We start from the raw sequence: 15,497 nt of genomic DNA, 5'->3' as shown, positions 1-15,497 counted from the left end.
GGCCTCGAAAAGGAGGCTCTTGAGGGCTTTCCTGCATTATCTTCGGCGTCTGAGCTGTCTCACGATGCGGAACAATTGTGACCGTCCAATGGGCGGGCGGTAAAGTCAATAAGTCTGTTTCCTACACTATTCAAGATTGTGGAACCACTTATGAACCTTCTCCGGACCAAATCCATCGAGCAGTCGATCGCCGACGCCGACGAACCCGGACGCAAGCTCAAGCGGTCGCTCAGCACTTGGGACCTGATGATCATGGGCGTTGCCGTTGCGGTCGGCGCCGGCATTTTCTCAGTTGGCGCCAAGGCCGCTGCCAACTTCTCCGGCCCGGCCGTGACTGTCTCCTTCGCCATCGCCGCCGTGACCTGCGCCCTGGCCATCATGTGCTACGCGGAGTTTGCCACCGCCATTCCCGTTGCCGGGTCCGCCTATGTGTTCACGTACGCCACCATGGGGGAAGTGCTGGCCTGGATCATCGGCTGGAACCTGATCCTGGAACTCTTCACCGCCGCGGCGGTCATCGCCAAATACTGGGGAATCTACCTCAGCAAGGTCTTCGCGCTGATGGGCGCCGACGTCCCGCCCGCCCTCTCGGTCGGCGGCGTCGACCTCTACTGGGGCGCCTTCCTGATCGTTGCCATCTTCACGGTCCTGCTGGTGCTGGGCACCAAACTCTCCGCCCGCGTAGGCAACGTTTTCACCCTGATCAAGATCGCCGTGGTGCTCTTCGTGATCGTTGTGGGCTTCACCTATGTGAAGGTCGAGAACTACAGTCCGTTCGTCCCGGCAGCTGAGCCCACGGCCGGCGGCAGCGCGGATGTCCTCAAGCAGTCCTTCTTCGGATTCCTCACCGGCGCCGCTCCGGCGCAGTACGGCACGCTGGGCATCTTCGCCGGCGCTGCCCTGGTGTTCTTCGCCTTCATCGGCTTTGACGTGGTGGCCACCTCCGCGGAGGAAGTCAAGAACCCCCAGAAGACGCTGCCCCGCGGCATCTTCGGCGGCCTCGCCGTCGTCACCCTGCTTTACATCCTGGTGTCCCTCGCGCTGACCGGCATGGTGTCCTACACGGAACTCGCCGCGGCCAAGAACCCCACCCTCACCACCGCCTTCGAAGCTGTCGGCAACACCACCGCCGCCAAGGTCATCGCCTTCGGCTCCCTAATCGGTCTCACCACCGTCATCATGGTGCTCCTGATGGGGCTGTCCCGCGTGGTGCTGGCCATGAGCCGCGACGGACTGCTGCCCCGGAGCCTGTCCAAGACCAGTGACAAACGTTCGACGCCGGTGCGCCTCCAGATCATCTGTGGTGCGGCAGTGGCACTTGTCGCGGGCCTGACCAACGTGGACCTGCTGGAAGAAATGATCAACATCGGTACGCTGTCCGCGTTCGTGATGGTTAGCCTTGGCATCCTGGTGCTGCGTAAAAAGCGCCCGGACCTGAAGCCGTCCTTCCGCGTTCCGTTCGGCAAGGTTTTGCCCATTGTGTCCGCCCTGCTGTGCCTGTACCTGATGACGAACCTGGCCGTGGAAACCTGGATCTTCTTCGCCGGCTGGCTGGTAATCGGCCTCATCATCTACTTCGCGTACGGGCAGAAGCACTCGCGCCTGAACGAGAAGTTCGCCGAGGCTAAGTCCGCAGTCGACGGCGCCCCCGAAAAGGAACTTGCGTCCCGCGTGTAGCCGCTTCGGCCGCCCGCACGAAGGCTGTTCCCGGCAGTTCCGCCGGAATTTCCCGGGATTAGAGGCACCCGGTCCCTCAGGGGATCGGGTGCCTCTTCCATCTGGGCCGGCACTGATTACGCTGCCGGCCTCTGGCCGACCGGTGCGCTTGCCCGGGTCACGGCGCAGCGTGCCTGCCCACCCAGTCAACGAGGGGCCGGAGCTGTTCCCAGAGCCTGGCGATCTCCTGAGCAGCCGCCGGCGACGAGACCCACTCCGGCTGGCCGAGGTCGGTGCCGGCCGAAAGCGATTTGTGCTTAAGCAGTTCTGCCCGGGGATGCGCCCGGTCATAACCGCGCGGCACGGTCTTCAGCTTCTCGCCTCCCACGGCAAAACCGGCCGCGGCGATGCCGTCCACGATGTGCCGCAGCGATTCACCGGTGCCCGAGGCGTCCACCGAATTCCGGAACCTTGCCAGCTGGGCCGGGGTGTGGGAATGATAGCCGCCTCCCACCAGCAGCCCGTCAGCGCTGACCTGAAGGTAATAACCCACACCTTCCTGGGCCGAGGCAAAGGCGCCCTGGGCGGTTTTGTAGGGCGACTTGTCCTGGGAGAACCTGACATCCCGGTTCGGCCGGAAGATCTTCGCCGGACCGAACCGTGGTTCCAGTTCAGCCAGCAGCGCCGTGAGGGGTTCCCGGACCAGGCTCGTATAGCTGTCCTTATGCTCCAGCCACCACTCCCGATTGTTGTTGTCCTCAAGCTCGGCGTAGAACTCGAATGCCCCGGCGGGAATGCCTTCAAATGTGCTCATGCAGTGATCCTAGGCAGGGGGACCGGCCGCCAGCCATAGGTTGCACAGGCTATGTGGAAAGCCTCGATTTCCTTCATAAACCTGCGAAGGTCAGGGACCCTGTCCACCATACGGTCGCTTACGTATCATGAGGGTAACAATGGGCTGATCTGGTTGACCCTTCAACGTCCGGTAGCAGAGACTTTCCTTGAACGTCTGTTCGGACTGCGAACAGAGTTGGTTTGGGGCGTTTGAGCACCCAATGCCCCTCACAAAGGAGTGAACATGAAACGTCGTAGCGTCATCGCTGTACTCGCCGCAGCATCCGTCCTGGGCCTGTCCGCCTGCGGGTCGGGCTCACCGAGTTCCACAGGCGGTGGAGCATCCTCCGCCGGAGCCGGGAATGCGAATTTGACCAAGGTCAGCGTCGGAGTCATCCCCATTGTGGACTGCGCACCGATCTTCCTCGGCAACAAACAGGGGTTCTTTAAGGACGAGGGCATCCAGCTGGATATCCAGACGGCCTCCGGTGGAGCGGCAATCGTCCCCGGCGTGGTCAGCGGGAGCTTCGACTTTGCGTTTTCGAACCTGATCTCCGTCATGGTGGCCAAGGACAAGGGCCTTGACCTGAAGTTCGTGGCCAACGGGGCGTCCACTACCGGTGAAAAGGGCAAGGACATTGGTGGTGTGGTGGTTCCCGCCGGGTCCCCCATCACGGCCGCCAAGGACCTGGCCGGCAAAACCGTTTCGGTGAATAACCTCTCCAACATCGGCGATACCACCATCAAATCGGTTATCGAAAAGGGCGGCGGTGACCCGAACAGCGTGAAGTTTGTTGAGGTGGCCTTCCCTGACGCCCCGGCCGCCTTGACCAACAAGCAGGTGGACGCAGCCTGGATCCTGGAACCGTTCCTCTCCAAGGCGGTGGCCGAGGGGGGCACCATCGTCTCCTCGAATTTTGTCGAGATGAGCCCGGAACTGGATATCGCCGGCTACTTCACGAAGGCTGACACCGTCAAGGGCAAGGCCGACCTCACGGGAAAGTTCACCCGTGCGATGAACAAGTCACTTGAGTACGCCCAGGGCCATCCCCAGGAAGTTCGGGACATCGTGGGAACATACACCAAGATCGATGAAGCCACCCGCGCCAAGATGATCCTGCCGCGCTATCGCGTGGAGTTCAACAAGGACGCCTTCAAGACCCTCGGCGACGCCGCCGCCAAGTACGGCACGCTGAGCAAGGCTCCGAACGCAGGCGACCTTCTCCCGTGAGTGCAGACGCTGTCACTTCCGGCGGTCCCGTCTCCACTGCGGGACGGGACCGCCGGCCGGGCCGCAAGGTGCCGGTAAAACAGCTGCTTGGCCTGGCGGGGATCATCGGATTCCTTGGCACGTGGGAGCTCATTCCGCGGCTGGGCATCATCAATGAACGCTTCCTCCCGCCCGCCAGCGAAGTTATCCTCGCCCTGGTGCGCGACTTCGGCCTGACAGCCTTCTGGATCTCGGTTGGTGAGACCATGATGGCCTGGTTCCTGGGCCTGGTCATCGCCGTCACCCTGGCCGTGCTGCTGGGCTTCGTCATCGGCTCCAGCGACTTCCTCCGGAAAGCCACGAACTCCACCGTGGAATTCCTGCGGCCCATCCCATCGGTGGCCCTGATTCCGCTGGCGGTGCTGCTCTTCGGCGTGAAGATCGAATCATCCCTGATGCTGATTACCTATGCCGCCTTCTGGCAGGTCCTGATCCAGGTCCTTTACGGCGTGGCAGACATCGACATGGTGGCCAACAACACCGCAAAGACCTATGGGCTGGGCCGGATGGCGAGGATCCGCTACGTCGTTTTCCCCACAGCCCTGCCCTACCTGATGACAGGCGTCCGTCTGGCCGCCACGGTGGCACTCGTCCTGGCCATCACCGCAGAACTGGTGATCGGCTCTCCCGGTCTCGGCCGGGAAATCGCGCTCGCCCAGTCCGGCGGCGCCATCTCGGGCATGTACGCCTTGGTACTGGCCACCGGCCTGATTGGCGTGCTGATCAACGCGGTGATGCGGTTCATCGAGAAGAAAACCCTGTCCTGGCACTCCTCCGTCCGCTCCGAGGTGATCGTGTGAAAAGTCTGAAAACCCTCGGCTACGTCCTGGCGCTGCCGGTCCTGCTGGTCCTGCTCTGGTGGGCCTCCACCCTCGGCACGGTGAACTTCTTCGTCCCCACTCCTGCAACCCTGGTCGCCAAGTTCGGCGAGGTCTGGTTCGGCCCCCGCTTCTTTAGCGACGTGCTGCCCAGCGTTGGGCGGCTCCTGGTGGGGGTTGTGGCGGCGATCATCATCGGCGTCGTCGGCGGCGTCCTGATCGGTTCCGTCAGATGGCTCCGGGCGCTGCTGGAACCCACCCTGGAGTTCTTCCGCGCGATCCCGCCACCTGTCCTGGTTCCGGTTCTGATCCTGCTGATGGGCATAACGGACTCCATGAAGGTGGCGGTGATCATTTCCGGCTGTGTGTGGCCTGTCCTGTTGAACACCATCGAAGGTGTCCGGGCCGTGGACGGGGTCCTCTCGGATTCGGCCCACACCTACGGGATCGACGGCTGGGCCCGCGTCCGGTACCTGGTGCTGCCTTCAGCCAGCCCGCAGATCATGGCCGGCGTGCGCCAGTCCCTGTCCCTGGGGCTGATCCTGATGGTCATCTCCGAAATGTTCGCCTCGTCCTCGGGGCTTGGCTTCACCATCGTCCAGTTCCAGCGGTCCTTTGCCATTCCGGAAATGTGGTCCGGCATTGTGGTGCTTGGTCTGCTGGGTGTAGCCATGTCGTTCATCTTCCAGTGGGCCGAGCGGAACATCCTGCGCTGGTACCACGGCCAGAAAGAGGTAGAAAATGCAGCCTGAGGCAACCCCGGCACCAGCCGGGAATACACAGCCAGCCGGGAAGACTCTGCCGGACGCGATGCTCTCCGTGCGCGGCCTGAAGAAGGTGTACCAGACCGACGGCGGCGACATTGAGGCGGTGCGCAACCTGACCTTTGACCTGCGCGCCGGCGAACTGGCCTGCCTCGTGGGTCCTTCCGGCTCCGGCAAGACCACCCTCCTGAAGTGCATTTCCGGGCTGATGGCGCCCACCGAGGGCGAGGTGCTTTTGGACGGCAAACGCGTCTCGGGTCCGCCGAAGAAGATGGCCGTCGTCTTCCAGGAGTACGGCCGCTCCCTTTTCCCATGGATGCGCGTCCGTGAAAACGTGGAACTGCCGCTGAAGAACCAGGGTGTGCCCAAGGCCGAACGGGACAAGCTGGTGGACGAGGCCCTTGAGGCGGTGGGCCTGGCCCACGTTCCGCGCTCCTACCCGTGGCAGCTTTCCGGCGGCATGCAGCAGCGCGTGGCCATCGCCCGGGCCATCGCGTATCAGCCGGAGGTGCTGCTGATGGACGAGCCCTTCGCCGCCGTGGACGCACAGACCCGCGCGGATTTGGAGGACCTGATCCGCATGGTGTGGAAGAAGCTCGGAATCACGATCCTGTTCGTGACCCACGATATCGACGAATCCGTCTACCTTGGCGAGCGCGTCATCATCCTGTCTTCCTCGCCCACGGTGGTCCAGGAGGATATCCTCATCGACCTTCCGGTGGACCGCGACCAGTTGGAGACCCGGTCCCTGCCGCGCTTCACCGAGCTCCGCCACCACGTCTACGAGCAGATCCAGCTGGCCAAGAAAGGCCACCGCCCGGCGGCAGCGGGCGAGGTTTCGGCGGCCCCGACCCAGGCCTCCGCCAGCCGGACCGACGTGGCGTAGCCCCCTGCGCACAACAAAAACACCCCGCCACGGACAATCCGTGGCGGGGTGCTTCGGTTCTGCGGAAAGACCGAACTAGCCGATCTTGTTGGCAGCCTCAGCGTCGGAGTCAACGGCGCCGGCACCCAGGTTGGCGCGCAGCTTCGCGCCGAGGTCGGCGTCAACGTTCGTCCAGTACTGGATGGCGCGTTCCTTGATGTCGGCGGTCTTCACGCCGCCCACGGCGCCGGTGATGGTGTCCAGCAGGCGGGCCTTGGCGCCGTCGTCGAACACTTCGCGGTACAGCGTGCCGGCCTGACCGAAGTCGCCGTCTTCGGCACGGAGCGAGTGTGCGGAAAGCGTCAGCTCGCCGTCGTTCTCCCAGCCACCTGCCGGGGAAGCCGGCTCAACAGCGGCGGGGCCGCCTACGGAGTTCGGCGCGTACACCGGAACAGAGGGGGCGTTGAAGCTGAAGCGTCCCTGGCCGTCCTGGCTGTAGTTGTTGACCTGGCTCTTGGGCAGGTTCACGGGGAGCTGGGCGTGGTTGGTGCCCACGCGGTAACGGTGTGCGTCTGCGTAGGAGAAGATGCGAGCCTGCAGCATCTTGTCCGGCGAGGCTGCGATGCCCGGCACGAAGTTCGAGGGCGCGAAGGTGGCCTGCTCGATCTGCGCGAAGTAGTTCTCCGGGTTCTTGTTCAGCTCCATGGTGCCCACGTGGATCAGCGGGTAGTCAGAGTGCGGCCACACCTTGGTGAGGTCGAACGGGTTGAAGCGGTACGTCTTGGCATCCTCGTAGGGCATGACCTGGACGTGCAGTTCCCAGGACGGGAAGTTGCCGGCGGCGATGTTTTCCTGCAGGTCGCGGATATAGAAGTCCGCGTCCGAGCCGGCCAGTTCCTCGGCCTGATCGCCGGTCATGGCCTTGACGCCCTGGTTGGACTTGAAGTGGTACTTGACCCAGAAGCGCTCGCCTTCGGCGTTGATCCACTGGTAGGTGTGCGAGCCGTAGCCCTGCATTTCACGCCAGGAAGCCGGCAGGCCGCGGTCGCCCATGAGCCAGGTGACCTGGTGCGCGGACTCGGGGGACAGGGTCCAGAAGTCCCACTGCATGTCGGCGTCACGCAGGTGGGTGCCCGGGAGGCGCTTCTGGGAGTGGATGAAGTCCGGGAACTTGATGCCGTCGCGGATGAAGAAGACAGGGGTGTTGTTGCCCACGAGGTCGTAGTTGCCCTCGGTGGTGTAGAACTTGACGGCGAAGCCGCGGGGATCGCGCCAGGTGTCGGGGGAGCCGCTCTCGCCGGCCACTGAGGAGAAGCGGATCAGCATGTCCGTCTCAACACCCGGCTGCAGGAACGCAGCCTTGGTGTACTTGGAAACGTCCGAGGTGGTCTTGAAGGTACCGAAAGCACCGCCGCCCTTGGCGTGCACAACGCGCTCCGGCACGCGCTCGCGGTTGAACTGGGCGAGCTTTTCGATCAGGTAGTGGTCAGTCAGGATGATGGCACCGTCGGCACCAACTGACTGGGAGTGCGCGTCGGACGTGACGGGGGCACCTGACTGGGTGGTTGAAATGGCAGTCATTGTTCTCCTATTTCTCTATTACTTGGTTACGTTCAGAAGGAAGTTGTTGGGACTGCTGGCAGTCCTGGCAGATGCCCTGGTACATCACATCGGCAATCTGGATGGTCATGGGCTTGGCATTCTCATCCCAGTGCGGCGTCAGGCAGGGTGCGTGCCCGACGGCGCATTCCACGTCTTCCACGCGGCCGCAGCTGATGCAGATGGCGTGGTGGTGGTTGTCGCCTACGCGGGTCTCGTACAGGGCGGGGGAGTGGGGCGGCTCGAACCGGCGCAGCATGTGCAGGTCTGTGAGGTCGCCCAGGACCACGTAAACGGACTGCGCAGTGAGTTCCGGGAGCTCGGCCCGGGCGGCAGCGAGGATGCTCTCCGCCGGTGAATGCGGGTGGTGTTCGACGGCGGCAAGCACGGCCAGCCGCTGCCTGGTCACCCGGCGGCCGTGGGACCGCAGGGCGGCAGCCCATGCTTCGTGGCCCTCAAAGTGTTCCGTCATGCCTTCAGTATGCCACTTATTATGATCTCGTCATAATAAGTGCGGGTTAACATCGGGCAAAGTTAAGGAACTCCTGGAGCGGGTTCACGGACTCGCCGGCCGAGCGGCCCAGGGCATGGACTTCCAGCCGCCCGGCCCGCACGGTGCGCGGCCGGTCCCATTAGGGTTGCGGGGTGGGGAAATTACTGGCAGACGTCACGCCGCTGCGGGAGAGCCCGGCGTTCCGCCGTCTCTGGCTTGGCTCTGCCGTGGCCGCCGTGGGCAGTCAGCTCACCCTCGTGGCCGTCAGCCTCGAGGTCTACCGGCTGACCCAGGACAGCTTCTACGTTGGCCTCCTCAGTGTTTTCGCGCTGGTGCCGCTGGTGTTCGGCGGCCTGCTGGGCGGTTCCATCGCCGATGCCCACAACCGCCGCACGGTGGTGCTGCTGGCCAGCTCAGTCCTTTGGCTGACCACCGGCCTGATTGCGCTCCAGTCCTGGCTGCACCTGGGAAACGTCTGGATCCTCTACCTCCTGGTGGCCCTCCAGAGCGGCGCCCAGGCCATTAATCAGCCTGCGCGCAGCGCCATCATCCCCACGCTCCTCCGCAGGGAACTGCTGCCCGCAGCCAACGCGCTCAACATGATCACCTTCGGGCTGGCCATGACCGTGGGCCCTCTGCTGGCCGGCGTGCTGGTGGCGTGGGTGGGCTTCGCGTGGACCTACACCATCGACCTGATGTGCTTCGTCTTTGTCCTGTGGGCGGTCTTCCGGCTGCCGTCCATTCCACCCTCGGGAACCGCGGGCCGGGCCGGGATCCGGTCCGTGATTGAAGGCTTCCGCTTCCTGGGCACGCGGCCAAACCTGCGGATGACCTTCATCATCGACCTCGTGGCCATGATCCTGGCCCAGCCCCGGGCGCTGATGCCGGCCATCGGCGCCCTGATGATCGGCGGCGGCGAGTCCACCATGGGCATCCTGCTGGCCTCCACCGCCGTGGGCGCCTTCCTCGCCGGGCTCTTTTCCGGACCCCTGGGCCGGGTGCGGTGGCAGGGGAGCGCGGTGGTGTGGTCCGTGATGGGCTGGGGCGCCTCCATTGCCGGCTTCGGCGCGGTGGTGCTCCTGGCAGGGCGGACGTCCGACGGCGGCGCGACCCTGTGGCTGGTCCCTGCGGCGGTGTGCTGTGCCCTGGCCGGGATCGCCGACTCCATCAGTGCCGTCTTCCGCAACACCATCCTGCAGGCCGCCGCGCCGGATCATCTGCGCGGACGCCTCCAGGGCGTCTTCATTGTGGTGGTGGCCGGCGGGCCCCGCGTGGGCGACCTGCTGGCGGGCGGCGGGACTAAGATTTTAAGTGAGGGCTGGGTCCTGCTTCTGGGCGGGGCGTTGTGCGTGCTGGTGGCCTGGCTGGTCTCTCAGCTTCAGCCGGGTTTCCGGAAGTACGATGCCCATAGTCCGGTGCCGTAGGGCCCTGCCTTACCCGTGCGGCCTGTGCACCGGCGTTGTGTCGGGGCGGCCGTGTTGGGGCGAGATCGAGGAGCGGGGACATGCACAGGCATTACAACGGACTGAAGACTGCGGCGCTCTTCGGAGTGCTCTGGGCCGTGCTTCTGGGGCTGGGCGGCCTGATCGGGCTGAACACCCGCAGCGCGGCACCCATCTGGATCATGGCCCTGGTGGGGGTGGGCACCACAGCTTACGGCTACTGGAACAGCGACAAGATCGCCATCCGCTCCATGCAGGCCTACCCCGTGACCGAAGCCCAGGCGCCGCAGCTGTACCAGATTGTGCGCGAACTTTCAGCCCGGGCCAACCAGCCGATGCCGCGCATCTACCTCTCACCCACCATGAACCCGAACGCCTTCGCCACAGGCCGGAACCCCCGGAACGCGGCCGTCTGCTGCACCGAAGGGATCCTGCAGCTGCTGGACGCCCGGGAACTGCGCGGGGTACTGGGGCATGAGCTGATGCACGTCTATAACCGGGACATCCTCACGTCCTCGGTGGCAGCCGCGGTGGCCGGCGTGATCACCTCGGTGGGCCAGATGCTGCTGTTCTTCGGCGGCGGTGACCGACGGAACGCCAACCCGCTGGCCATGATCGCCATGGCGCTCCTGGCGCCCTTCGCAGCCTCCCTGATCCAGCTGGCCATCTCCCGGACCAGGGAGTACGACGCCGACGAGGACGGTTCGCAGCTCACCGGCGATCCGCTGGCGCTCGCCTCAGCCCTGCGCAAGATCGAACAGGGTGTGCGGATTGCGCCATTGCCGCAGGATCAGCGGCTGGTCAATACGTCTCACCTGATGATCGCCAACCCCTTCCGCGGCGGCGCCATGACCAAGCTGTTCGCGACCCACCCGCCCATGAGCGACCGCATCAACCGGCTGGAGCGGATGGCTGGCCGGCCGCTTAGCTGACGCTGACCACTTAAGCCAGGCGCCGCCGTCGTGCGCTAGCTGCGGAAGTTGACGAACTGCAGGTCTGCCTCGTCAAAGTCCTTCAGCAGCGCCATCACGGACTGCAGGTCGTCACGGGACTTGGAAGAAACGCGGAGTTCATCGCCCTGGATCTGGGACTTGACGCCCTTGGGCCCCTCATCCCGGATCAGCTTGTTGATTTTCTTGGCCAGGTCCTGCTCGATGCCTTCCTTGATGGTGGCTTCCAGCCGGAACTCCTTGCCGGACGCGTAGGGTTCACCGGTGTCCAGGGACTTCAGTGAGATGCCGCGGCGGATCAGCTTGGACTGCAGCACGTCCAGCACAGCCATGACCCGTTCCTCGGAATTGGCCTTCATCAGGATCTTCTCGCCGCTGAAATCAACCTCGGCGCCCACACCCTTGAAGTCGTAGCGCTGGACGAGTTCCTTCTGCGCCTGGTGCAGGGCGTTGGCCACTTCCTGCTTGTCCACTTTGCTTACGACGTCGAACGTTGACTCGCCTGCCATGACTCTCCTTGTGCTGATGGGTGCCCCCGCAATGGCTCCGGAGGGCGTTATTCTCTGCATTCCAGCCTAATACGGATCGGCTGTGACGCTACTGCGGACCGGCGCGGACGGATTCACAGTTCCCTCATAGCGGACGCCCGGCGGGAACGAAGCCATGCGGGGGAGAGTTGAACGAGTTGGAAGAAGCACGAAAGGGAAGCAATGAACAACAACGCCGTCCGTTACGTCACCCGGTCAACCGCCCTCGCCGCCGGAGCGGTTGCCACCGCCGCAACCTCCGTCGCGGCGGCCGCCCTGGCTGGTTCCATTATGTTCAGCCCCGTTCCGGATGCCTCCGCCCGGATGAACGGCGTCAGCGAGGACCTGCGGCGGGCAGTCCAGCTGAACCAGATTACGGAAGAGCAGGCAGTGAAGTTCGAGGCAAAGCTGGCAGGACGCATTCTCGGCGAAGCCTGAGTGACCCGGTTTTCCCGCGGAACCGCGCGGGTTTCAGGGCCGGCTGCGATGGTGAACCGGCTCGATTCGATTCTTCGGCAGAAGTTCTGTAAAGTTGTCTTGCCCGCGGTTACTGGAAGCGGAACGGCCCGGAAACGGACGTTCTGCAGACTGCAGCCGGGGGTGATCTTCTTTTGAAGTTCGGCAGATTACCCGAGCGGCCAAAGGGGGCTGACTGTAAATCAGCTGGCAACGCCTACGGGGGTTCGAATCCCTCATCTGCCACCCAAGGAAAAGCCTCCGGAACCACCAGGTTCCGGAGGCTTTTTTGTGCCTGGAAACCGGTGGGTCCGGCCCGTCCGCTTTTCCCCGCGGGACGGTCTATTCCCCTCGGCGTTACCGGGGGAATGGACCGTCAGCAGGGGAAAACCCGTGGGCCAGGCCGGCTGAAAACACCGTCGACAGGTCCTCCGGGCCGGGCGTAGTCTGGCAGCATCGGCGCATGTGCCCCGGTGCCCTGCGTCGATACACAATCGATGAAGGAGGACCAATGAGTGCTGTACGTGAATTCATGACCACGGATGCCCGGTGCATCAAGGAAGGGCAGACGCTCGAAGATGCGGCACGGATGATGTTGGACCTGGATTGCGGATCATTGCCGATCTGCGGCGATGACGGCAAGCTGCAGGGCATGATCACAGACCGCGACATCGTGCTGAAATGTGTCGCCGCCGGCCGCAGCCCCCGCGAGATGATGGCCCGCGAACTCGCCTCGGGCAAGCCCTACTGGGTGGACGCTGATGCGAGCGTTGACGCTGCCATCGAGATGATGGAGACCCACCAGGTCCGGCGGCTCCCGGTGATTGCCGACCACAAACTGGTTGGCATCATCAGCCAGGGCGACATCGCCCGCAACTACACCGAAGACCGGGTGGGCGCCCTGGTGGAGCACATCTCCGAACGCCATCACATGTCGGCCTAGCAGACACGCCGCATTAATCAATTCCCTATAGCCTTGTTCGCGGCTCCCTGCCTTGCAGGTTCGGAACCGCGAACAAGTTTCTGCTCAGTTCAGGGCGATCAGCAGCATCTGGTTGGTGCCGGGGATGCATGTCTGCAGGATGGCCCGCGGGAAGCCGCCGAACACCCGGATGACGTCGTTTGTGGTGCCCGGGTTGGGCACCTGGCCCCTGGCTGTCACCTTGAAGGTGCCGTAGCCGGGAATGCTGACCGTTTCACCGACGCCGATTCCGGAGAAACGCGCCCAGCCGCCGCAGAAATCGTGCTCCGTGATGAAGAGTGAATACCCGTCATTTGGCGTGTAATGGATGGGCCCGATGCAGGCGTCAACCATGGACTGTCCACCGGCACCTGCCACATAGATGGTCCGGACCGCCGGTGCGGCAGGAACCAGGGCCCCGGCCGCGGGAACCGCAGCCGGGGCCGGTGCCGGTGCAGCTTGCGCCGGGGCGGCGGCCTGGGCGGGTGCGGGGGCGGGTGCTGAAACCACGACGGCGGGACCGGTCAGTTTCAGGGTCTGCCCCGGGACGATCAAGCTGTAAGCACCGAGTCCGTTGGCCGCGAGCATGGCGTTCATGTCCACGCCGTGACGGGCCGCGATCCCGCCTACGGTGTCTCCCGGGACCACGGTATAGACGTTGGTGTCGGTGGCCGGTGGTGGTGCCGCAGCCGCCGGGGCCGGCGCTTCCGCCGGGGCGGCGGCTTCCGCTGGAATGGAAACGGGGTCAGCCGCAGCGGGGATGGCCGGGACCGCGGAGGGCGTTTCCGCGGGTGCCGCCGCCACAGGTGCGGTGCCCTGCCCATCCGGTGCGTCCGCCGTCGTGATTGCTCCTGCGGCCGAAGGTGCCCCGGGCGCGGTTGCCGCTGGTCCTATCAGAGCAGCGATGCTGAGTGTGGCAACGACGGCGGCGCCCGCCATGCCTCCCCACAGTTTTTTGTTGACCCGTTTTGGGCCCGTCACGAGATCGACCCTGGGGGCGTCTGTTTCGAAGTTTCGGCTGTGTGTGTTGTCGTTAGCGGTCGGCTGGTTCATAGGTGGCCCATCAAGGGTCGGCCCGGCCGGGTTGCGCGGCAATGCCACCACCGGATGCGGGACGGAGCAACGTGTGATGCGCTGTGGGGTCCCGGCCACGGCCGGAACCCCACACCGCACGATGGGGGCGCCCGCTTTCAGGAAAACGGGAGCTCCGCAATGAAGCGGCATCACCCACCCCAGCGTTGGAGGATGCGCCGGCAACTTTGTTCGGCCCTAGGAACTCCGAGTCTAGGAAGGCGACTTCGTCCGGGCACGAGTAGGGGCTACCCTATTTTTTCCGCCGCCTACTTGGCCGGGCCGGCGCTTCCTACCCGGCACCGGTCCGGCCGCTACCGGGCTCCGACGCCCGCACCGCAAGCGGCGACCATGCCGACGCCGGATTTGCCAGCTTGTTACTCGCGGGTAACAATTAGGCATGCACCTGCTTCTGCGCACCCTCCTGATGCTGTTCACGTCCGCCCGCCGCCCGGCGCTGACCATCTGGGGCACTTCGTCCCTGCCGCTGCGGGTCCTCCCGACCGACATCGACATTGCCATGCACGTCAATAACGGCATGTACTTCTCCCTGATGGACCTGGGCCGGTTCGACCTCATGGTGCGCAGCGGGGTGTGGAAGCGGATGCGCCAGCGCCGGTGGAGCCCCGTCGCGGCGGGGGAGACCATCGCGTTCCGGAAATCCCTGCAGCTGTGGCAGCAGTACACCATTGAAACGAAGATCATCGGCCTTGATGCCAAGGCCATCTATTTCGAGCAGCGCATGGTGGCCGACGGCGAAATTTACGCGCGTGCCTACATCGCCACCCGCTTGGTCAGCAAGGGAAAACCCGTCAGCCAGGAGGAAATCCTGCGCGAATTCGGCACTCCGCCGGCGGACCTGGTGCTGCCGGAGTGGATCCACGAATGGCGTGAGACCAATGCCCTCCCGGGCAGCCGTACCCCGGCGCCGCACCTGTGGGACGCCACGGTCTGACGGCCGCGGCGGCGAGCGTTAGGTGCCGACGTCGCGCCTGCTGACGGCCACGGCCGCCAGGGCGACCAGCGCCGCCGAGAGGCCCCACAGCCATCCGGCCGCAGCCCAGTCCGCTCCGTTGGCCACCGGGACGTTCCCGTACGCCCAGTGATAGGGGCTCAGGCCGAGCAGCCACTCGAGGTCCGGGCTCTGCCTGCCAACAGCGTTGAAGACGTATCCCAGAACGCCGACGGCGGCGCCCGCGGCCAGCCCGTAGGTCTTCCGGCCGGACACCGCGCCGGCGCACAGCGCGGCGGTGCCGGTCAGCAGTGACAGACCGGCAAACAGTACGGACGCACCAAAGAGATCCTCCGGGCGGATGTTGAGTTGGGCTGAATCGTTAAGCAGCCGCACCAGCACAAAGACCAGAGCCGAGAGAAGCAGGACCCGGACTGCCAGGGCCAGGGCACGTTCCAGCACCACCTGGACCCGGGTCACCCCGTGGGCGAGGGTCAGCTCCAGCTGGCCGGATTCCTCGTCGCCGCCCACCGCGGCAGCGCCCCACCCCACCGACGCGATGGTCATCAGCAGGAAGCCGATGAGCCCGAAGACCGTTGCCTGGGTGTAGCCGGGGCCGCTGGCGATCTGATCATAATTGAGGGCCTTCATCATTTCGGGCGGCAGGGCATCGATCATGTCCTGCATCTGCGCACTCCCGCCAATGGACGGGTACAGGGGCAGGTACAGAAATATCGCCGCAGCCAGTCCGGCTGCCCACGCCAGGGTGGAGCGCCAACTGTCGAAGAACGAGCGGCGGAAGAGCGGCAGGGTGGTGCTCACTGTGCTCACTTGGCTTA

Annotated in this window: 16 protein-coding genes and 1 tRNA gene; 11 read left to right on the top strand and 6 right to left on the bottom strand. The window is 64.7% G+C overall.

Features of this window, described 5'->3' with window-relative positions; genetic code table 11:
* Window positions 1-150: 150 nt before the first annotated feature.
* Window positions 151-1,677, top strand: coding sequence for an amino acid permease (locus SBP01_RS14800; RefSeq protein WP_275212143.1), 1,527 nt, complete (start codon window positions 151-153; stop codon window positions 1,675-1,677).
* Window positions 1,678-1,834: 157 nt separating this feature from the next.
* Here SBP01_RS14800 and SBP01_RS14795 read toward each other — a convergent pair whose 3' ends face one another.
* Complete coding sequence (locus tag SBP01_RS14795) at window positions 1,835-2,470, bottom strand: DUF2461 domain-containing protein (RefSeq protein ID WP_320536276.1); 636 nt, start codon at window positions 2,468-2,470, stop codon at window positions 1,835-1,837.
* A gap of 264 nt (window positions 2,471-2,734) precedes the next feature.
* Here SBP01_RS14795 and SBP01_RS14790 point away from each other — a divergent pair, with 264 nt between their 5' ends.
* From SBP01_RS14790 to SBP01_RS14775, 4 genes are all read left to right on the top strand, one after another.
* Window positions 2,735-3,721, top strand: a complete 987-nt coding sequence (locus SBP01_RS14790) for an ABC transporter substrate-binding protein (RefSeq protein ID WP_320536275.1) — start codon at window positions 2,735-2,737, stop codon at window positions 3,719-3,721.
* Between the two features lie 68 nt (window positions 3,722-3,789).
* Window positions 3,790-4,560 (top strand): ABC transporter permease, encoded by a 771-nt coding sequence (locus SBP01_RS14785; RefSeq protein WP_320538361.1) that lies wholly within the window; start codon window positions 3,790-3,792, stop codon window positions 4,558-4,560.
* Window positions 4,557-5,330 (top strand): ABC transporter permease, encoded by a 774-nt coding sequence (locus tag SBP01_RS14780; RefSeq protein WP_320536274.1) that lies wholly within the window; start codon window positions 4,557-4,559, stop codon window positions 5,328-5,330. The genes SBP01_RS14785 and SBP01_RS14780 overlap by 4 nt, the downstream gene beginning before the upstream one ends.
* Window positions 5,320-6,228, top strand: a complete 909-nt coding sequence (locus tag SBP01_RS14775; RefSeq protein WP_320536273.1) for an ABC transporter ATP-binding protein — start codon at window positions 5,320-5,322, stop codon at window positions 6,226-6,228. Before SBP01_RS14780 ends, SBP01_RS14775 begins: the two co-directional genes overlap by 11 nt.
* Window positions 6,229-6,303: 75 nt before the next feature.
* Here SBP01_RS14775 and SBP01_RS14770 read toward each other — a convergent pair whose 3' ends face one another.
* Together SBP01_RS14770 and SBP01_RS14765 are read right to left on the bottom strand one after the other, a co-directional pair.
* Window positions 6,304-7,788, bottom strand: coding sequence for a catalase (locus SBP01_RS14770; protein WP_275212149.1), 1,485 nt, complete (start codon window positions 7,786-7,788; stop codon window positions 6,304-6,306).
* A gap of 7 nt (window positions 7,789-7,795) precedes the next feature.
* Window positions 7,796-8,278, bottom strand: a complete 483-nt coding sequence (locus SBP01_RS14765) for a Fur family transcriptional regulator (RefSeq protein WP_275212150.1) — start codon at window positions 8,276-8,278, stop codon at window positions 7,796-7,798.
* A 173-nt stretch (window positions 8,279-8,451) separates the two neighbouring features.
* Here SBP01_RS14765 and SBP01_RS14760 point away from each other — a divergent pair, with 173 nt between their 5' ends.
* Together SBP01_RS14760 and htpX are read left to right on the top strand one after the other, a co-directional pair.
* On the top strand, window positions 8,452-9,723 hold the full coding sequence (locus SBP01_RS14760) for an MFS transporter (protein ID WP_320536272.1): 1,272 nt from the start codon (window positions 8,452-8,454) through the stop codon (window positions 9,721-9,723).
* An 80-nt stretch (window positions 9,724-9,803) separates the two neighbouring features.
* Window positions 9,804-10,673 (top strand): zinc metalloprotease HtpX, encoded by an 870-nt coding sequence (gene htpX, locus SBP01_RS14755; RefSeq protein ID WP_320536271.1) that lies wholly within the window; start codon window positions 9,804-9,806, stop codon window positions 10,671-10,673.
* A gap of 35 nt (window positions 10,674-10,708) precedes the next feature.
* Here the strand turns inward: htpX and SBP01_RS14750 are convergent, their stop codons facing one another.
* Window positions 10,709-11,200, bottom strand: a complete 492-nt coding sequence (locus tag SBP01_RS14750) for a YajQ family cyclic di-GMP-binding protein (RefSeq protein ID WP_275212153.1) — start codon at window positions 11,198-11,200, stop codon at window positions 10,709-10,711.
* A 201-nt stretch (window positions 11,201-11,401) separates the two neighbouring features.
* Here SBP01_RS14750 and SBP01_RS14745 point away from each other — a divergent pair, with 201 nt between their 5' ends.
* The 3 genes from SBP01_RS14745 to SBP01_RS14735 all read left to right on the top strand — a co-directional run bounded on the left by SBP01_RS14745 (window position 11,402) and on the right by SBP01_RS14735 (window position 12,617).
* Window positions 11,402-11,656: a hypothetical protein gene (locus tag SBP01_RS14745; RefSeq protein ID WP_320536270.1), complete on the top strand. Its 255-nt coding sequence runs from the start codon at window positions 11,402-11,404 to the stop codon at window positions 11,654-11,656.
* Window positions 11,657-11,838: 182 nt separating this feature from the next.
* Window positions 11,839-11,920: transfer RNA gene (locus SBP01_RS14740), tRNA-Tyr, on the top strand.
* Between the two features lie 265 nt (window positions 11,921-12,185).
* The gene (locus tag SBP01_RS14735) at window positions 12,186-12,617 is read left to right on the top strand and encodes a CBS domain-containing protein (RefSeq protein WP_275212156.1); all 432 of its coding nucleotides are present in this window, start codon (window positions 12,186-12,188) and stop codon (window positions 12,615-12,617) included.
* 84 nt (window positions 12,618-12,701) lie between these two features.
* On the opposite strand, the gene SBP01_RS14730 is transcribed toward SBP01_RS14735, so the two are convergent.
* The gene (locus SBP01_RS14730) at window positions 12,702-13,688 is read right to left on the bottom strand and encodes a LysM domain-containing protein (RefSeq protein ID WP_320536269.1); all 987 of its coding nucleotides are present in this window, start codon (window positions 13,686-13,688) and stop codon (window positions 12,702-12,704) included.
* A gap of 418 nt (window positions 13,689-14,106) precedes the next feature.
* Between SBP01_RS14730 and SBP01_RS14725 the strand changes: the two genes are divergently transcribed.
* Window positions 14,107-14,661, top strand: coding sequence for an acyl-CoA thioesterase (locus SBP01_RS14725; RefSeq protein WP_275212157.1), 555 nt, complete (start codon window positions 14,107-14,109; stop codon window positions 14,659-14,661).
* Between the two features lie 18 nt (window positions 14,662-14,679).
* Here the strand turns inward: SBP01_RS14725 and SBP01_RS14720 are convergent, their stop codons facing one another.
* Window positions 14,680-15,480 carry an ABC transporter permease subunit gene (locus tag SBP01_RS14720; protein ID WP_320538360.1) on the bottom strand — a complete coding sequence of 267 codons (801 nt, stop codon included), beginning with the start codon at window positions 15,478-15,480 and terminating at the stop codon, window positions 14,680-14,682.
* Window positions 15,481-15,497 lie beyond the last annotated feature (17 nt).

The organism is Pseudarthrobacter sp. IC2-21 (assembly GCF_034048115.1).
Classification (GTDB): Bacteria; Actinomycetota; Actinomycetes; order Actinomycetales; family Micrococcaceae; genus Arthrobacter; species Arthrobacter naphthalenicus.
Note: the sequence above shows the minus strand (reverse complement) of the source record. Positions and strands in the feature narration are given on the sequence as shown.